Origin of the sequence: Halobacteriovorax sp. RZ-2, assembly GCF_043196685.1 — a bacterium.
In the GTDB taxonomy this organism is placed as follows: domain Bacteria; phylum Bdellovibrionota; class Bacteriovoracia; order Bacteriovoracales; family Bacteriovoracaceae; genus Halobacteriovorax_A.
In genome coordinates, this window is the sequence record NZ_JBEBMR010000001.1 from 374,436 (window position 1) to 390,457 (window position 16,022).

The window sequence follows — 16,022 nt, forward strand, 5'->3', positions numbered from 1 at the left end:
AGAATACTTGGCTCCTTGCCAACTTAACCAAGAAATAAAGTGTAAATGGATATATAACACTTTATAAGTTACCATATCCTAAACAATATAAAACCAGGTAAAAAAATGAATGATCAAAACAATCGCAAGAAAGACCCCTTAGAAGGCGTGACTTTAAAGATGATGTTAACAGATGTTATTAACCTCTTTGGCTGTAAAGAAATCTATGCAATGACTGAGATTAATAGTTTCAATGATGAGCCTCCCATGTTTAATAAAATTTTAAAATTTATTAGAAAAAATCCATGGGCCATTCAAAAGATTGAGAAGATGTATCGTGGAAATTTAGAAACGATAGAAAAAATGAAACGCGATGGAACAGTATCGAAAAAAGACCTTGCTCTTGGAAGTGGAACTGGTGGACGTAAAACAAAGTATTGAGATGCATAGGAAGATCATGTGTGAATCAGGAAACGTTTCTCCATCATTATTTTTTCTCGATCAAAACACAAGACAAGTTATTATGTACGACAATCAGAAGTAAATTAACTGCAAACATAATACTTCCTAAAGTTTCATTAGCAAGCCAAAGTGATAAAAAACTAAAAACGAAGGTATAGAAAATAAAAATCCCCCAATTATAAACTGAGTTATTTACCTTTATCATATTAGTTTGACCACATGATGGACATTTTATAGCCTTGCTTAAGTTTAGATAATTTAAACTAAAACCAGCATGACACTTTACACAAGTCTTTTCATTCGTTATTTTCATTGTGCGGTATTCCCCCACTCAGCATTGAGCTCTTAGTTACTTTTCGTTGACTCATTCTATAAAAACATTAATTCATACCTATTCTTCCATCACTACTTAAATTGAGCTAACACTCTCTCGTTACATTTTTTTACGCTTATCTCTTGATACTCTCTTTTCTTAAATTCTCTATATATAGTAGGCATTACATAACGAATACCTGAAGAAGGTAGCTTAAAATCTTGAATATTAGTAAAAGGTGTTAACTTCAAGACAAACTCTTCTTCATCTGTACAGACATCATAACCTAAATTCTTTAGAAGAGATGCCATAGTTGCACATGCAGAATAACAATTCTTATTAAGAAGTAATGTAATTTTATTACGATTAAAAGTAAATTTTGAAAGATCTTCTTCTCGATTAAATCTAAACTCGATCAAGTCTGGAAAATCTTCAATCTCAGTAAAGCCTTCACTACCTACGACATCTTCCCTACTATTAAATTCAGTATCAATAACAGTTCTAGGTTTAAATAGTTTTTCATTAACTGTTATCTTTTTTAATAATGCAAATGATAACAATCTATCTTTTGGACAAATATCAATAAGTAAAAGGCTACATAATACTCTATTTAAATCCTTATACGTTCCACCTTTATTTCCTCTCATATCAATATAGATATCATTAGGAGCTTTAATCAACGCTAAATCCTCTTTATCAATATTATAGAAGATGGATAATTTAAAAAACAAATAGTCTTTATATGATTTTACAAAATTCTCATATTCTTTGCCCGGACCTTCAGTAAGAATATAAACATGTTCATCTACAGTCTTCATCTTAATACTCATGCATTTTTTAAAAGCAACCTTATCTGTAGCTTGAATGCACTCGTCAAAGCTCGATACAAGCTCTTTGTTTATTTTTCCTGATGTCACATTATATTTTAATAAATTCTTAATTGTATTTACATCCTTTTCATAATCATCATTTCTATGATTAAAAGTACAAGATGATAAAAACAACAGTATTAAAAACAATTTCAACCATTTTTCCACATAAAAATACATGCCAATATCCTATAGCACCAATTATCGATTTTAATTCCCACCGGTGTTACTAACTGAGTAATGTAGTTCCAGACACTATTTCGTAGAACGACATTACTCGCACTTTCATTTTCATAACTACTATTCGACATTATACATACTAAAGCTTAGTCGAATCATTGACTTAAGAATTAAGATAGAATTGGGAGCTATATAGTTAATATCATGCTATAATTTTGACGTTAATGACAAATACAGGTGAACAAATTTGAAATTGAGAAATCAGATTGAATGGGCAATACATTGCATGGAATTTTTAGCGAGAGTTCCAGAGGGAGTATTTATCCCAACAAAAGTTCTCGCCAAATTTCATGGAATACCAAAGGAATACTTATCTAAGGCCTTACAACTTTTGGCCTCAAATGGATTGATTGAAGGGACCTTAGGTCCAAAAGGTGGCTATCAATTAGCAAAAGATCCTTCTCAAATTAGCCTTTTAGAAATTGTTGAGGCCATTGAAGGAAAGAAAAGAACCTTTAATTGTCAGGAGATTCGATTTAACAATCCTTGCTTGAAGAAAAAAGACAAAGATAAAAGTGTAAAGTGCACAATTGCAATTGCGATGCTTGAGGCCGATGAAGCTTGGAGAAATATTCTTAGAGAAAAGAAATTATCTGACATTGTCTCAGGAATAAATTCTCAAGTTCCAGCAGAAATCTTTGAATTATCAGAACAGTGGGTAAATAAAGAGATGTCCTAATCTGCGTCTCTTTTAAGTCTCCAAAACATGTATCCATTTAATAAGGCCAAGACAACTGTAAAGATAATAAAGTCGTAAACCATTTCAAACCCTACTGAAAAAATCATGCTGAAAGTAAAAGTTATCAAGAGTAGAAAACTTGCTAAGAAGGTTTCTTTTAACCTTACGTTAAAAATAAAAAAGACAGCTAATAAGACTTCAACGATAGTAACAATATATCCAAAAAAATATGAAACACTTTCAGGGAACCATGGGTTTAGACTAGCCGTGTAGCTTAAGAAAGTATCAAAATCACCCCAAACAACTCCCATATTTCCAGCAGGGCCTAGTAGGCTTAATCGATCCGCTACAACCCACAAATACGTGATTGCGAGAAGATATCTAATCACTAAAAGAGCTTTTTTAAAATACATACTTTTTTCCTTGAGCTAATTAAGGACACAATATATCCTTAATAAGAAAATTGCAATATTTTTTAAAAGGATAGATATGAGTCAGGAAAAAAGGTGGAGATTATTTTTCTTTTTATTATTTCTAGGAAATTTTTTAAGCGGGATATGGATGTTAGTTGGCCCTGTACATTGGTATGAAAACTTTCCTGGAAGAATTCCTGACTTTGGCCCTTTAAATGAGCATTTTGTTCGTGATCTAGGATGTATTTTCTTAGTGCTAAGTGTGATTTCATTTAAATCAGTTATTGATAGTTCATGGAGAAAGAATACACTTTTTATTTTACAGGTTTGGTTTACAGCTCATGCCTTTGTCCATCTCTTCGACACTCTTCGAGGACTGGTTGCGATGGAGCATTTATACATGGATATACCTTTATGCTACATGCCTCCTGTATTAGTTGGTTTCATGCAGTTTTATTATTATAAGGAACAAAGATCACTGAAAGGGAGTAAGATTGCTTAAAGATTTAATTTTTGCGTTGGTTGGAATCTATTTAGGACTCTCCCCTTTTTTAACATATTACTTTACGCATGGACCGGCCTGCCCATGTCATGCTCTCGTAAATGAAAAAAAAGTACCTTGAAAAGCTCCCCTATTTTAAGCTTTGAAAAAATCAATATTCAATCCACAAACAACTTCTGTTCCAGATTCCTTGATGTCATCTTGGCCAGATTGAATTAGCTTTAGAATTTTCTCCTTCAGAGGCAAGAAATCTTTTTCATCAATCGTAAATGTAGATGAATAATGAATATTATTCGGCTCTTCTTTAGCAATGATGTCTAATACTTGTATTCGCTTTGCCACCTGGTGGGGAGTGTTTAGCCAAGACTCAAATGGAAGATGAATAGACATACCACTAAAGATATAATTCTGATCCTGCTTCTTAACGAGTCCAAGCTTTTCTAAGTAAATTAGAGTGGACCTAACCTTTTTCTCACTTAGTGCAAATTGATTAGCGAGATTAGGAATTGTTTGTAATTTTGGACAACTTGTTGCGATGTGGATAGCAGAAGGTATCCATGAAATAAAGTAATCTTTATATTCCTCATTCTCATCGTCAATAACCATTGAATTAACTCTGGAAGCGAGATTGCCTGCTTCCTCAGCAATCTTTTCGCCCTTATATTTCAAATAACTTTTTAGTTCGTGAGTTGAGGCCCTTGAGTAGCGGATTAGATTCAAGAAATATTCTGTCTCAATTTTAGAGAAATTAAAAAAGACACTTAATTTAAACGCTTGGTCTTCGCTTAGATCGGCCTTATCCTTTAATACTTGAGAGAGATACGCGGCCTGACAGCCAATTGCCTTTGACAACCTTGCTTGTAGTCCCCTCTGAGCATAGGCCTCGAGAACTAAGTAGCGTAGATATTTATGATAGTTTTCAAACTCGAATATTTCCATTTGCGAAGACTAGTATATTAAAAATAAACATTCAAGGGTCAAAATATATATAAATAATATATACATATATTTTATTGCTTGTTAAATCTGCTCTTGTTCAATATCAATTTAAACCACTTTCCAAAGGGAGTACGTATATGAAACTTAAAATTGAAATCATCGCTTTTTTCTTAATGGCATTAAATCTTATTAACCCAGTAGTTGCTGGCCCAATCGTAAGCGCAGGCCCTATGGCCCACCCAGCGATAAGCACAATGCATATTGATAGCTCTGTAGCAGGTATTGACTTTCCAACAGATGCACCAGCTCCTCAATACGGCTACATTCTTGCTCTTTATAATGGAGTTAGAATTCCTGTATACACTGACCATGCTGAGCTAGAACTTGCAGAAGCTGGAACAGACTATCCAACTGATATTCAAGCACCATATTGGACAGTCTTTCAAAGAGTCTTAGTATTAGAAAATAATCTTCGCTACCCAGTAAGACTAACTTTTGATGTTAATGAAAACCTATTATGGAAACTAACAAGCGGTGAAGTAATTAACGTATCTAACGTAGTTAAAATTGTGAGAGCAGAAGCTGGAATTGATTATCCTTCAGATGTTCCATACTTCTTTAATCGTGACTTCTATGTTGCAGTCATGATTGATGAATCTAGAATCAGACTTTAATTAAATATCATCTTGGCCGAGAAGGACTTCTTTTCGGCCATGTTCAACATGTACTTGCTCATCACGTTAAATATGAGTAAAGTCGACTCCTCTGCAAGCTTGCTTATCCTATTTATAAACAAGGCCAGGAGTCCCAATCTTGAAAAAGAACAAAAAAAAAGAATTAAAGGCCCAATACCGCATTCTACACGACGAAGCCGTTAAAAATGGCGATGACTATTATAAAGATCCTGTCACAGGCGGTATCGTTTCAACAGAGGTACGCCTTAGACGCATGAGAAAGTGCTGTAAGTATGGCTGTCGACATTGCCCTTGGGGCTTCAAAAAAAGAAGTTAATCCATCACTTTTTTAGCTTAGAGGAAGAACCAATTTAAATCGCGCCCCTTGATTTTCACCGTAACTAACGGCCGTCAGAGATCCCTGTAATTGTTTAGCAAGGTTCGATGAATTATGTAATCCATAACCTTTTCCAAAACGGTTTGATTGTAGGCCCGCTTTAAAAAGAGTTTTCTGGGCATCTTTACTAAAGCCAACACCATTATCAAAGACTTCGATAACAAGTGACTTGTCTTTCAAAGATGCGTGAATATCAATTTGTGAAGGATTTTGTGATCGATCACAAGCAGTTTTAGCATTATTAAGCAGGTTCATTAAAATAGTAAGTGTATTTCCGAAGTCAATCTTAACTAACTCTTCAAAATCGACGTCTATATTAATATAGTCGAGGTGATCCATTTCTAACATCGAAAGGGCCTGCTCGATTAATTCTTTAACATTGACTGACTCAATTACATTCTTAGTTATACCATGCTCTAGATGAGTAACAAGAAGCTCTGAAACAGACTCCCCTTTCTTCTTTAGCGCCTTAACATCATTTCCTAAAACCTCATAAAGCTCTTCAGGAGATAAGCTCTTTTTACGAATTCTTCTATCCATACGATAAATAACAGTCATTATTGATGTAATAGAGTTTCCAACATTATGTAGAATATTAGACATGATATCGGCTCGACCAGCGCTTCGAGCTGTATCAATAAGTTGTCTCTGAGCAGTTCGTAGCTCGTTACTTATCCCCTCGGCCTTTTCCTTTTCACTCATAAGCTCGATCGTTCTCTTTTGAACTTCATATTCAAGCTCAGAGTTAAAGCGAGAAAGTCTCTCATATAATTCTGAGTTCTCTAAAGAAATAGCAAGCTGACCAACAAGCATATCAAGCAGTTCGAAGTGGCCTTTTGTAAATGCACCATTGATTTCATTATTTTCGAGGTAAAGAATTCCTTTATCAGCAATAGGGACAACAAGAACAGAAAGATTATCCTTACTTGAAAAGTAGCTCGAATTTTCAACTAATTGATTCGCAAAGAGACTATCCCCATAAAGGATAGGTGTCTTCGTACGCCAAACATAATTAATAAGAGAATGTGGAATTTCCCTGTAGTCATCTAGGGAAGTAGGAAGCGAAACAATAGTCTTTGCACCGCTTTGAGAACTGACAAAAAGTTTCTCACCTTTATTTAAAACAATGAAGCCCTTAGCTGCACCAGTATTAATAACCATAATATCAAGCATTGCTTCAAGTAGGTCTTCCTTAATGAGATTTTTAGAAATAACTTGAGATGAGAGAAGAATTGATTTTATGTCAAAATTTTCCCAAGATGTTGTTATTGTCGTTGTTTTCTCAATATCATCATCTTGATCACGAGTTGTTAAAGCAAATTCCGTCTCTAATTGAGAACTCTTTCCCCATGCTCCCCAAGCGCGGTAAAGACCTGCAGCTTTTTGAATCTGCAAGCGTGCAAAATCATCATTCATAAGGAGCTTCCAAACTCTTGCCATTCTCTCACGAATAACAGACTCGATATTGACGTATTCACTCTCCTGAGCATAAGCAGCTGCTTTGTCATAAAGCTCTAAAGACAGGTATGTATCACCTTTATGTAGCAGTCGCTCCGCTTCAACGAGGTAGTACATATGAGCAAAGTTTTCTGGACAATTGTCCATGAATCTCTTCATCTTCTCTTGGTTCGACTCCACTATTGTCATTAACGACTCATCAAAGTTTTTATTTTTAGCAACTGCGAGAATCGCCAGTGATTGAAAACAGTAATGTGTAACATTAGTAATAACAGAGAATGAATATGGTAAAAGCTCTTGTGATTTAAAAGATGCTTCTAAGCTTTCATCAAAACGCTGTAGTATGTAGTCATTTTGAACCTTAAGAGACATATACATACTCAAAGACATTAAACTTTGATTCTGTTGGCATTCTTCAATATAGCGAACTTCATTTTCTCTCTCAGCATCTTGAAGCTGTGAAATTGCAATACTAAGTCCCCTTAAAGTATCGATACCAATTTGATTTGGGTGTTCTGTACAGAATTCAATTCCAGTATGAATATCTTTTTGAAGTTCCTCAAGGTTTCGGCCACGGAAGAATTGATTATAAGGCTTAAATAGCTTGATAAACCCGGCCCATAAGTGTTCGCCAGCATCATGTCCTGCCTTAAATCCTTCCTCATTATAGGCATCCCCTTCCTTAATATGTTGAGTCCAGAACTGAACATGGTTTGCCATTGTGTGGCACGCTCGACACTTCTGTCCAAGATGAGAAAAGCGTTCTGCGATTTTAATTCCAAGTGCATTGAAGTCGAATCCTAAAGAGAACTCATTAAATGAACACAGAACAATTCCATACGATGCATAACCTTTTGCAGACTCAGGAACTGGCCCATAAGTAAGTGACAGCTGTACGATTTTAGCGACCACAATACAATACAGGTCAATATTACTTAAGTAACATGGAGAATCGAGGTTGATAAGAATTTCAACCGCAACGCGATTAAGCTTATCTTCCATTTCAGGGGCATCATAGAGAGACTCAATTCCAGTAGATGGAATAAGCTCTCTTACAGCTGCAAGTTCCTTCGGAACAATATTTTTTAAATTTTCACTTGGTAATGTAATACCTAGGCATCTAAGTGCCAAACGGCCCTCACTAATCGCCTTATCGTATACACCCTGTGCAGTGTATTGGATAATTAAGATATTATGTGCCTCAGCTTTTTCGATCGGGTCTTCTAATTGATCTAGTAGCCATCTGACATGCTCTTCACACTTGTTATAGTCTCCAGAGAGATAGTAAAGACTTCCTCTCTCCTTCTCTATTTTGAAGAAAGTCTCATGATGTGATTCATTTGCATTACTAGGAAGGAACCTAGATGCATAACTCAAAAAAACACTTGCTTGATCGAAGGCCGTTGAAGACTTTGCTTTTTGAGATGCCTCAAAATTCATTTCCGCGAGTTCAAGTCTAAAATCACTATCATCAATAATACTCTCACAGTGATTCAAATGACTAACAACAGTGATCGGTTCGACACTGCCATCAACAATATGTGATAAGAGTTGTTTGCCAATATTCATGTGCATAAGTGAACGCTCTTCTTTCGAAACGAGTTCGTAAGCTGATTGTTGAATCTTATCATGTGCAAATTTATATTCACTATTGTTAAGAGGTCTAATGAGTGATGCAGATACAACTGAGATCAATTCATCATGAATTTGGTCTTCACTAAGATCAGTAGCATTTTTTAATAATTGTAAGCTAAATCGATTCCCAATACATGCAGATAGATTAAGTAATTTTTGGGCCGATTCAGGTAACTCTTTCATCATCCCTATTAGGTAATCAACAACATTATCGCTTATTTGACTTTTTTGAATTTCAGAGACATCCCAGTCCCACTGGAGTTCCTTATTATTAAAAGTACAAATCTTTTTCTGATAAAGTACTTTAAGAAATTGGTCGACGCTAAACGGATTACCAGCAGTTTTTTGAAGTGTTAGCTTAGCTAATTCTGATGAATCTCTTTTAGACGTGAAAGTTCCATCGATCATGTCTTTAATATTATTTTGGTTTAGAGGTGCAAGCTTAATTTCAGATTGATTAATACACGAATTTGAATCGATTAAGGCCGAAAGAGGATGATTCTTATCAACTTCATTATCCCTAAAAGCACCAATAAAGTAGAGAGGCTTAACTTTTTCGTTCGTTAATAGAAGTTCTATCAAATGAATACTTCTAGCACTTGCCCACTGAAGATCATCAATAAACATAACAATATGTCCGAGCCTTTCGCATAGAACTTTAAACAATTCGACGAAGAGTAATTCAAATCTCGTTTGGGCCTCAATAGGCCCTAACGGTGCTGGCTCCTTTTGCTTACCAATAATCATTTCCAACTCGGGAAGAATATCAGTCATTACTTTTGCATTAATCCCAAATGCATTAAGTAAGCTCTCTCTTAAATGAGCGATTTCTTTATCACTTTTAGTAAGGGCAAGTTTTAAAATATCAGAAACAGCGTTTACAAGGGCAATTCCAAGAATATCACCTTGAAATTGGTCGAATTTCCCAGTGACAAAAATTCCATTTTCTTTTGTAATTGGCCCTAGAAGTTCATTTACTAAAACTGTTTTACCAATACCTGAAGGGCCAGAAATAAAACTCACCTGCTTCTTTTCATTTGATAGGAAATTATTAACTAAAAGGTTAATTTCTTTTTCGCGTCCATAAAGAGTCTCTGGAATTGAAAATGTATGTTTCACATCTTGTGAGCCAATCTCAAAGTCTGGCTCAGCTTGACCTGCTTCAATCGCTTCCAGGCACTTCTCAAGATCAAACCTAATTCCAGATGCGCTTTGGTAGCGAGACTCCGCTTTCTTTTCTAGTAAGTGATCAATAATTCTTGCAATTATCTTTGGATATTTTGCTAAACGACTTTCAACATCCACCTTTGTCGCAATATGGTGATAAACCCAAGTTAGTTTATCCTCTACCATAAATGGATACTCTCCGGTTAGAAGCTCAAAGAAAGTAATCCCTAATGAATAAAAGTCCGAACGATAATCAATCGATCGATTCATGCGTCCAGTTTGTTCAGGAGACATATAAGCAAGAGTTCCAGCAAGCTTATTTACTGGAGAGAAAGTGATAAAATCACTATCTCTTAATGAACCAAGCTCTAAATCAATAACTTTAACTTCGCCACTTGGATCGACAATTAGATTCGATGGGTTAATATCTTTATGCGTAATTCCCTTCGAGTGAATCTCTTCGATCACAGAGGTAATCTTAATTGCTAATTTTAAAAACTCAGTCGTTGATAAATTTGCATTAAGGGCCTTCTTGTCGAGAGAGACCGACCCGTCATCGTCTAAGACTAGGACCCAGTCACCTTCTGATTGAAAAAGGTCAATACAATTGACCATTGAATCGCTGTGATATTTAGACAGGATATTATATTCATTTTTTATGAAATCGATTTTATTACGAGAAGGCTTCTTATATACCTTGATGATAACTTTCTGATTACTACTTCTATCTTTTGCACGATAGACAGTAGAGTTCTTACTGCGATGAAGCTCATTCGAAATTTGAAAATTTGAAATCTCTTGCATGATATTACATCTCTATCTAAGGTTTATAATAGATATTTGTCTTCAATATTTTGCTCAATTAATTCTGGATATAGTAGGCCTGAGGTTAGGCTACAGAAGTTTTTCATCGTAAATGGCTTAGGGAGATAATAAATTTTTCGTTCTTTTGACGATATACGCCCTATCATTTCTTCCAATGTATAATCACTATACGCCGAACAGATAACAAAATTTTGTTTTGGGTGTTTTTTGACAATACGTGAAATGGCCTCAATTCCGTCAATTCCTGGCGGCATTCTAACATCCATAAAAATCACGTCGTATGGCCCTTGATCAAGGTAGGCCTTGTTGGCCATTTCCACGGCCTCTTCACCTTGATAAGCACTGTCTATTTTAAGTTGGCATGACTGAAAAGCACTATTAGTCAGATCTTCTTTCAGATCATCCTCTAGATCGATAAGACACATAGACATAAGCTCGTGAATATCTTCATTATCATCAACTATTAAGATGCGTCTAAGCATTAATTCCCCAACAAAGCTTGTTTGAATACAGAGTCATCCTCATCAGAGCTAAGTATTATTTGTATAAATAACTTATAACGCACACAAATAATGTGGTCAATAAAATCTAGCGATGCGACAAGGCCCTAAGTATCTAATAAGACGTCAGTTCAGGTTAATTTTTTATTAATTTCCAATAATGAACTGTATTTACTTGTCGGTCTTGAAAAATGAAGCCTCTGTATACTGTTATCAAGTTCATGCGCCCGGAAAGGGCAAAGGTAATCACTTAGGTCGCGCAAGCTTTGGGTATGAGTGAAAGTGGTGTTAAGAAGATGATTACGAGTAAAGATATCTCACTATCAAAACTTCAAAGGGATCTATGCCCATGGATCATTAAATCTAAGTGAGCAGAACTTAGAAAACTTCAGACTCGATTACTTCAATCTCTTAAATAAGTACTACGACCTAGAAGAGAAAGAAGACAGAGCAGAGAGTAGTACTGAATATGCCTACCTATTTGTCAGTGTACAAACAAAAGGGCAAGAAATTCACCCATTAAAATAATTTATCGAGGGGTCAGAAACACTAAGAAGAGATTTAGAGATGGATACAACTTCTTTGGAAAGCACCCAGAGAAGATCCTTCCATTCTTTGATAAATATATGAAGTAAAAATAGACCAGGGCCCCCAGATGACTTTCCTTTAACATAAATAGAGAGAAGTTATATGGGTGCCCTTTTTCTTTTAAAATTCAAGAACTTAAGAAGTACTTTGATATTATATGCAAGTAAACTTTTTTAGTTTTCTACCGAAAAGAAAACATGTTCTATCTTTTAAGCATTCTTATATTTGCCGCCTCTCTAACTACTCATGCAGGTGATATTGATACCTATTATGAATTAGAATTGGAGATCAATCGACTTCATTCTCAATTTAATAAGAATCAGGAAGAAGTAGCTAAAAAAAATAATCTCTTCTATCGCATGCTAAAGGCAGAAGAAACCCAAGCGCAAATAACAAAGCTACAAAAAGAAAATCAAGAAATTATAAAAAAACTAGGGCCTTTAAAAGAAGAACTTCAATCACTAGAAAACAAGCTTGTCGTCAAGTCCATCACCGGTGAACTTAAGGAGCTCACAGAGGTTAAAGACAAAAATCTTTGTATCGATAACGAGCTACACTACTTTTCAAATGATAGAGAGTTTGAAGGCTGGAATTTAAAGTATGGTAGTAAAGAAAGAAGAATCTCATACTACGCTAATAAAAGCACATATATTAAAAGCTGTCTGGAAAATCGCCCTGAAGACTCTATTATTGAGGTCGATTATAAATCACAATCACTTTGTAATGAGAGTATCGACATATTTAAATATGTTGGTACAAAAACGAAATATAAGACCTACATAAAAGAAGGGCTTGTTAATATTGATGTCTCTCTTTACTTAACGTTTGATGGAAATGAAAAAGACAAAGAAGAATCAATGTCCCTCGTGAGAAAATCAATGCCTTGTGTGAAAGACTTCTACGCAAGACACGGGCTCAAACTTAATGTCGATTTAAAAGAAGAGACTGGTATCATGGATCGATTCAAATGCGATCACACGATTACGATCTCTAAGGAGCATAAAAGGCCAACGGCAACAGAGTGGGCCACTCACAAATTCGCAAACGTAGCAAATATAAATGATCAGAAAAGATGTAAACTCTACATTCATGAATTGGCCCATAACCTAGGCTTAGCGGACGCTTACAAGGATCGAAAATGTCCTGATCGTAAGATCATTTTAGATGATAAGAATATTATGGGAGATGGACCAAGTGGTTACTCACCTTATCAGGCCGAGTTAAATGGTAGTCAGCTTAGAACAATCCTGGCCCCACTTTGTGATTAAAGTGGTATTTCAATTCTAAATGTGGTTCCATTATCAATTTCAGACTCTATAGTAATTGTTCCACCATGTTCCTTGATAATTTTTTTAGAAAGAGAAAGTCCTAGCCCACTGCCTTTGCCATATTCTTTGGTTGTAAAGTAAGGTTCGAATATTTTTATTTTATTCTCATCACTAATACCAGGTCCACTATCTGCTACTTGAATTATGGCCTTGTCATCACTAGTTGTAAGAGTAACCTTAATCTCCTTAACCTCACAATCCTCTAGAGCATCTTTAGCATTAGTAAGAAGATTCATGACAACTTGTTGAATCTTGCCTGGACTTCCTTTGACCTGTAATTCTCCGACTGGATTCTCAAAAGAAACACTGATTCCATAGTGCTCATAAATCTCTTCAATCATCAAAATACAATCATTTAAAACTTTGGATAGATCAAATATAATTAATGCTTGGCCATCCTTACGAGCAAAGTTCCTAAGCCCTTTTACGATATTTTCAATCTGCGTTGCCGATGATTCAATCTTATCTAATGATTTTAAAATATAATCTTCATGCTCACTGGCCTCATAATCTTCCTTCTTTAATCTTGAAAGATAACCTTTGATAATTGTAAGTGGCCCATTAATTTCATGTCCAACACCAGCAGCAAGTTCACCTATTGCCGCAAGTTTTGAACTATGTGTGATCACTTGATCTTTTTGCTGTAATTCTTTTACTTGATTAACGAGCTTTCTTTTAATAGGAATTAGAATTTTGAAGAACTCGTAAATTAATAGAAGAATGATTAACGAGAATAGAATTAATTCAATTTTACTTAAGTTTAAGATTTTTGATTTTGAATAGTCTGCGGACTCAAAAACAATCTTATTCATATTTTTTAAAAATACATCAGTCTCTTTAACGATGCCTTCAAGACTTCGTTTTTGATCATCACAGAAATTAACAATACAATTAATATCTTTACTGATATTCCTTAAAACAGGATCAAGATCTGTATACTGTTTTTTTATGTTATCTGTGAATGCGGGTGCAACCCCATTTTCTCGACTTCCATTCTTTAAATCCTCATGAGTCAAAAGGAGTAAATCCTTGGTTACAAGAATCTCGTTCCTTAAAGAACTCCTTGTGTGATCACTAGTATTAAACGAATAGATTAAGGCCTGCTTGGCCAATCTTTGGCTTAGCATACGTTGGCGGCCGGCCAAGTTAATAACTTGCGAGTAACTTTCCTGTTGGAGAATGAAAAATTGCATCAATGCCTGAGCAATGATAGTGAATAAGACAATCGATACGAAAGCAATAAGATACTTATATGTAATTCCTCTTTCATAATCAATTTTCATGAATAAAAAATAAACCACATAATAGCTTCTGAAAACTTAAATTTTAAAAATATAAGAAGTTATCACAACTTCTTATGCTGCCGTTTTCCTAGTGACTTTGGTCTGATTGTCATAAATATTCTCTAAGTCAAATTCCTCTCCAAAAGTAGCAACCGTTGTTCTTAAGTTTAATTGGGACTCAAGCAATATTTTAAGATGACTCGATGCCTGTTCTTCGCCGTGATTTAAGATAACTAATTTTGGAGAGATACGTGATTCATTTATCCATCCAATAAAGTCAAGATAATCACCATGTGCAGATAAGGAGTCGATATAGAAAATGCTGGCCCTTACAGGAAGCTTTTGCTTATGCATATGTAGCTCTTTTTCACCATTAATAAGAATACGGCCTTTAGTCCCTTCAGGCTGAAACCCAACTAAAATAATTCCGCTATTTTCATCAACAATATGCTTCATGACATGGTAGACAACACGCCCACCATCAATCATGCCTGATGCACTGACAACGATTCGCGGGCCGCTCATTTGAGTCAAGGCCTTTGAGTCCTCGACGTCTTCAATTTCAACAAAGGTATCAGGATAAATATCGATATCCTCAGTGACATGTTCTTTAACGTGGCCTTTATGAAAACAGTCGTTAAAGATGCGATTGGCCTTTTTGGAAAGAGGACTATCTAGATGAACAGGAACACTGGGGATCGCCTCATCATTCATAAGCTCTTTAATAAGATAAAGAATATCTTGTGTTCGTCCAACAGAGAAGGCCGGAATAACGGCCACTCCTCCACGCTTTAATATCGTATTAAGGTACATTCCGAGTACTTCTTTAGCAGGTATTCGTGCATGAAGCTTATTACCGTAAGTTGACTCTAATACGAGGTAGTCTGTTTCACAGATATCTTGCGGTTCATCTAAAAGGATATTTCGTTTATGGCCAATATCACCAGAAAAAACAATCGTCTTTTCTTCCCCTTCATTTGTTTTATAACGAATGCGAATAAAACTTGCTCCTAGAATATGGCCGGCCCAGAAAAAAGTAATCGCAATATTCTTAGAGATGGTTAGCTCTTCTTCGAAGTCCACAACTTCAAAGTGCTTAAGAACAGCTTGGGCCTCCTCGGTTGTATACAAAGGGAGTGCTGGTTTGTGTCTTGAAATCTTTTTTCGATTTGCATACTTTGCATCTTCTTCATGAATACGGGCCGAGTCCATAAGTAAGATTTGGCAAAGCCTAAATGTTTCTTTTGTGCAGTAAATCCTTCCACGAAATCCATCACGATAAAGACGAGGAAGAAGGCCTGAATGATCAATATGTGCGTGAGTTAGAAAGACCGCACTTAACTTACTTGCACCGTGATAGCTCATCCAATTTCGTTCACGATTTTCCTTTGCCCCTTGATAGAGTCCATAGTCAACTAAGTATTGTTCCTTATAGTCCTTTCCTACTTTAAGTAACGTCTTTGAACCGGTTACACCTCCGGCAGCACCAAGAAAAGTAATTTTCATCGATAGATCCTTTTTATAATTAATTTTCGTGTACTACCTATCGACGTTTTAATAGTTAAGAATGTTTAATATTGACTAAAGAATGGTAATCATAGTTGATCATTCAATTCGACTAACACAAACCTCACAATCACTTTGCAAAAAATAGACCCGAAACAAACCTTTAATTATTTTTAGAGTCGTATACTTATTTCATAGGAAAACAACTCAAGGAGAATATTATGAGAACTACAGAAAAAATTAATCTAACAACAAAAGGGTCAGT

At 35.4% G+C, this 16,022-nt stretch carries 13 protein-coding genes; 6 read left to right on the plus strand and 7 right to left on the minus strand.

All coding sequences use genetic code 11. The features are described from left to right. Positions 1–105 precede the first annotated feature (105 nt). A complete protein-coding gene (locus tag ABMA78_RS01670; RefSeq protein ID WP_392856417.1) occupies positions 106–420 on the plus strand; it encodes a VF530 family DNA-binding protein in 315 nt (104 codons plus the stop codon). A gap of 426 nt (positions 421–846) precedes the next feature. On the opposite strand, the gene ABMA78_RS01675 is transcribed toward ABMA78_RS01670, so the two are convergent. Then, entirely contained in the window at positions 847–1,803 is a 957-nt protein-coding gene (locus ABMA78_RS01675; RefSeq protein WP_392856419.1) for a hypothetical protein, read from the minus strand. 247 nt (positions 1,804–2,050) lie between these two features. Between ABMA78_RS01675 and ABMA78_RS01680 the strand changes: the two genes are divergently transcribed. Further along, the gene (locus ABMA78_RS01680; RefSeq protein WP_392856421.1) at positions 2,051–2,542 is read left to right on the plus strand and encodes an RrF2 family transcriptional regulator; all 492 of its coding nucleotides are present in this window, start codon (positions 2,051–2,053) and stop codon (positions 2,540–2,542) included. Here ABMA78_RS01680 and ABMA78_RS01685 read toward each other — a convergent pair. Beyond that, entirely contained in the window at positions 2,539–2,955 is a 417-nt protein-coding gene (locus tag ABMA78_RS01685; RefSeq protein ID WP_392856422.1) for a MauE/DoxX family redox-associated membrane protein, read from the minus strand. The genes ABMA78_RS01680 and ABMA78_RS01685 overlap by 4 nt on opposite strands. Positions 2,956–3,031: 76 nt before the next feature. On the opposite strand from ABMA78_RS01685, the gene ABMA78_RS01690 reads away from it, so the two are divergent. Further along, complete coding sequence (locus ABMA78_RS01690; protein ID WP_392856424.1) at positions 3,032–3,457, plus strand: hypothetical protein; 426 nt, start codon at positions 3,032–3,034, stop codon at positions 3,455–3,457. Between the two features lie 135 nt (positions 3,458–3,592). On the opposite strand, the gene ABMA78_RS01695 is transcribed toward ABMA78_RS01690, so the two are convergent. After that, positions 3,593–4,396, minus strand: a complete 804-nt coding sequence (locus ABMA78_RS01695) for a TIGR02147 family protein (RefSeq protein ID WP_392856425.1) — start codon at positions 4,394–4,396, stop codon at positions 3,593–3,595. A gap of 137 nt (positions 4,397–4,533) precedes the next feature. Between ABMA78_RS01695 and ABMA78_RS01700 the strand changes: the two genes are divergently transcribed. Both ABMA78_RS01700 and ABMA78_RS01705 read left to right on the plus strand, forming a co-directional pair. Continuing rightward, on the plus strand, positions 4,534–5,070 hold the full coding sequence (locus tag ABMA78_RS01700) for a hypothetical protein (protein ID WP_392856427.1): 537 nt from the start codon (positions 4,534–4,536) through the stop codon (positions 5,068–5,070). A gap of 139 nt (positions 5,071–5,209) precedes the next feature. Then, entirely contained in the window at positions 5,210–5,407 is a 198-nt protein-coding gene (locus ABMA78_RS01705; RefSeq protein ID WP_392856429.1) for a DUF5522 domain-containing protein, read from the plus strand. Positions 5,408–5,419: 12 nt separating this feature from the next. On the opposite strand, the gene ABMA78_RS01710 is transcribed toward ABMA78_RS01705, so the two are convergent. Together ABMA78_RS01710 and ABMA78_RS01715 are read right to left on the minus strand one after the other, a co-directional pair. Further along, entirely contained in the window at positions 5,420–10,531 is a 5,112-nt protein-coding gene (locus ABMA78_RS01710) for an AAA family ATPase (protein WP_392856431.1), read from the minus strand. 23 nt (positions 10,532–10,554) lie between these two features. Beyond that, positions 10,555–11,034, minus strand: a complete 480-nt coding sequence (locus tag ABMA78_RS01715; RefSeq protein ID WP_392856432.1) for a response regulator — start codon at positions 11,032–11,034, stop codon at positions 10,555–10,557. Between the two features lie 803 nt (positions 11,035–11,837). Here ABMA78_RS01715 and ABMA78_RS01720 point away from each other — a divergent pair. Next, entirely contained in the window at positions 11,838–12,908 is a 1,071-nt protein-coding gene (locus tag ABMA78_RS01720) for a hypothetical protein (RefSeq protein WP_392856433.1), read from the plus strand. On the opposite strand, the gene ABMA78_RS01725 is transcribed toward ABMA78_RS01720, so the two are convergent. Both ABMA78_RS01725 and ABMA78_RS01730 read right to left on the minus strand, forming a co-directional pair. Next, positions 12,905–14,251: an ATP-binding protein gene (locus tag ABMA78_RS01725; RefSeq protein ID WP_392856435.1), complete on the minus strand. Its 1,347-nt coding sequence runs from the start codon at positions 14,249–14,251 to the stop codon at positions 12,905–12,907. The two genes, ABMA78_RS01720 and ABMA78_RS01725, sit on opposite strands and share 4 nt — an antisense overlap. Positions 14,252–14,323: 72 nt before the next feature. After that, entirely contained in the window at positions 14,324–15,757 is a 1,434-nt protein-coding gene (locus ABMA78_RS01730) for an MBL fold metallo-hydrolase RNA specificity domain-containing protein (protein WP_392856437.1), read from the minus strand. Positions 15,758–16,022: the final 265 nt, after the last annotated feature.

Bases quoted from the DNA above. Each gene is read 5' to 3' on its own strand.
- ABMA78_RS01670 (WP_392856417.1), top strand. From the start codon at position 106: ATGAATGATCAAAACAATCGCAAGAAAGACCCCTTAGAAGGCGTGACT.
- ABMA78_RS01675 (WP_392856419.1), bottom strand. From the start codon at position 1,803: ATGTATTTTTATGTGGAAAAATGGTTGAAATTGTTTTTAATACTGTTG.
- ABMA78_RS01685 (WP_392856422.1), bottom strand. From the start codon at position 2,955: ATGTATTTTAAAAAAGCTCTTTTAGTGATTAGATATCTTCTCGCAATC.
- ABMA78_RS01690 (WP_392856424.1), top strand. From the start codon at position 3,032: ATGAGTCAGGAAAAAAGGTGGAGATTATTTTTCTTTTTATTATTTCTA.
- ABMA78_RS01695 (WP_392856425.1), bottom strand. From the start codon at position 4,396: ATGGAAATATTCGAGTTTGAAAACTATCATAAATATCTACGCTACTTA.
- ABMA78_RS01700 (WP_392856427.1), top strand. From the start codon at position 4,534: ATGAAACTTAAAATTGAAATCATCGCTTTTTTCTTAATGGCATTAAAT.
- ABMA78_RS01710 (WP_392856431.1), bottom strand. From the start codon at position 10,531: ATGCAAGAGATTTCAAATTTTCAAATTTCGAATGAGCTTCATCGCAGT.
- ABMA78_RS01715 (WP_392856432.1), bottom strand. From the start codon at position 11,034: ATGCTTAGACGCATCTTAATAGTTGATGATAATGAAGATATTCACGAG.
- ABMA78_RS01720 (WP_392856433.1), top strand. From the start codon at position 11,838: ATGTTCTATCTTTTAAGCATTCTTATATTTGCCGCCTCTCTAACTACT.
- ABMA78_RS01725 (WP_392856435.1), bottom strand. From the start codon at position 14,251: ATGAAAATTGATTATGAAAGAGGAATTACATATAAGTATCTTATTGCT.
- ABMA78_RS01730 (WP_392856437.1), bottom strand. From the start codon at position 15,757: ATGAAAATTACTTTTCTTGGTGCTGCCGGAGGTGTAACCGGTTCAAAG.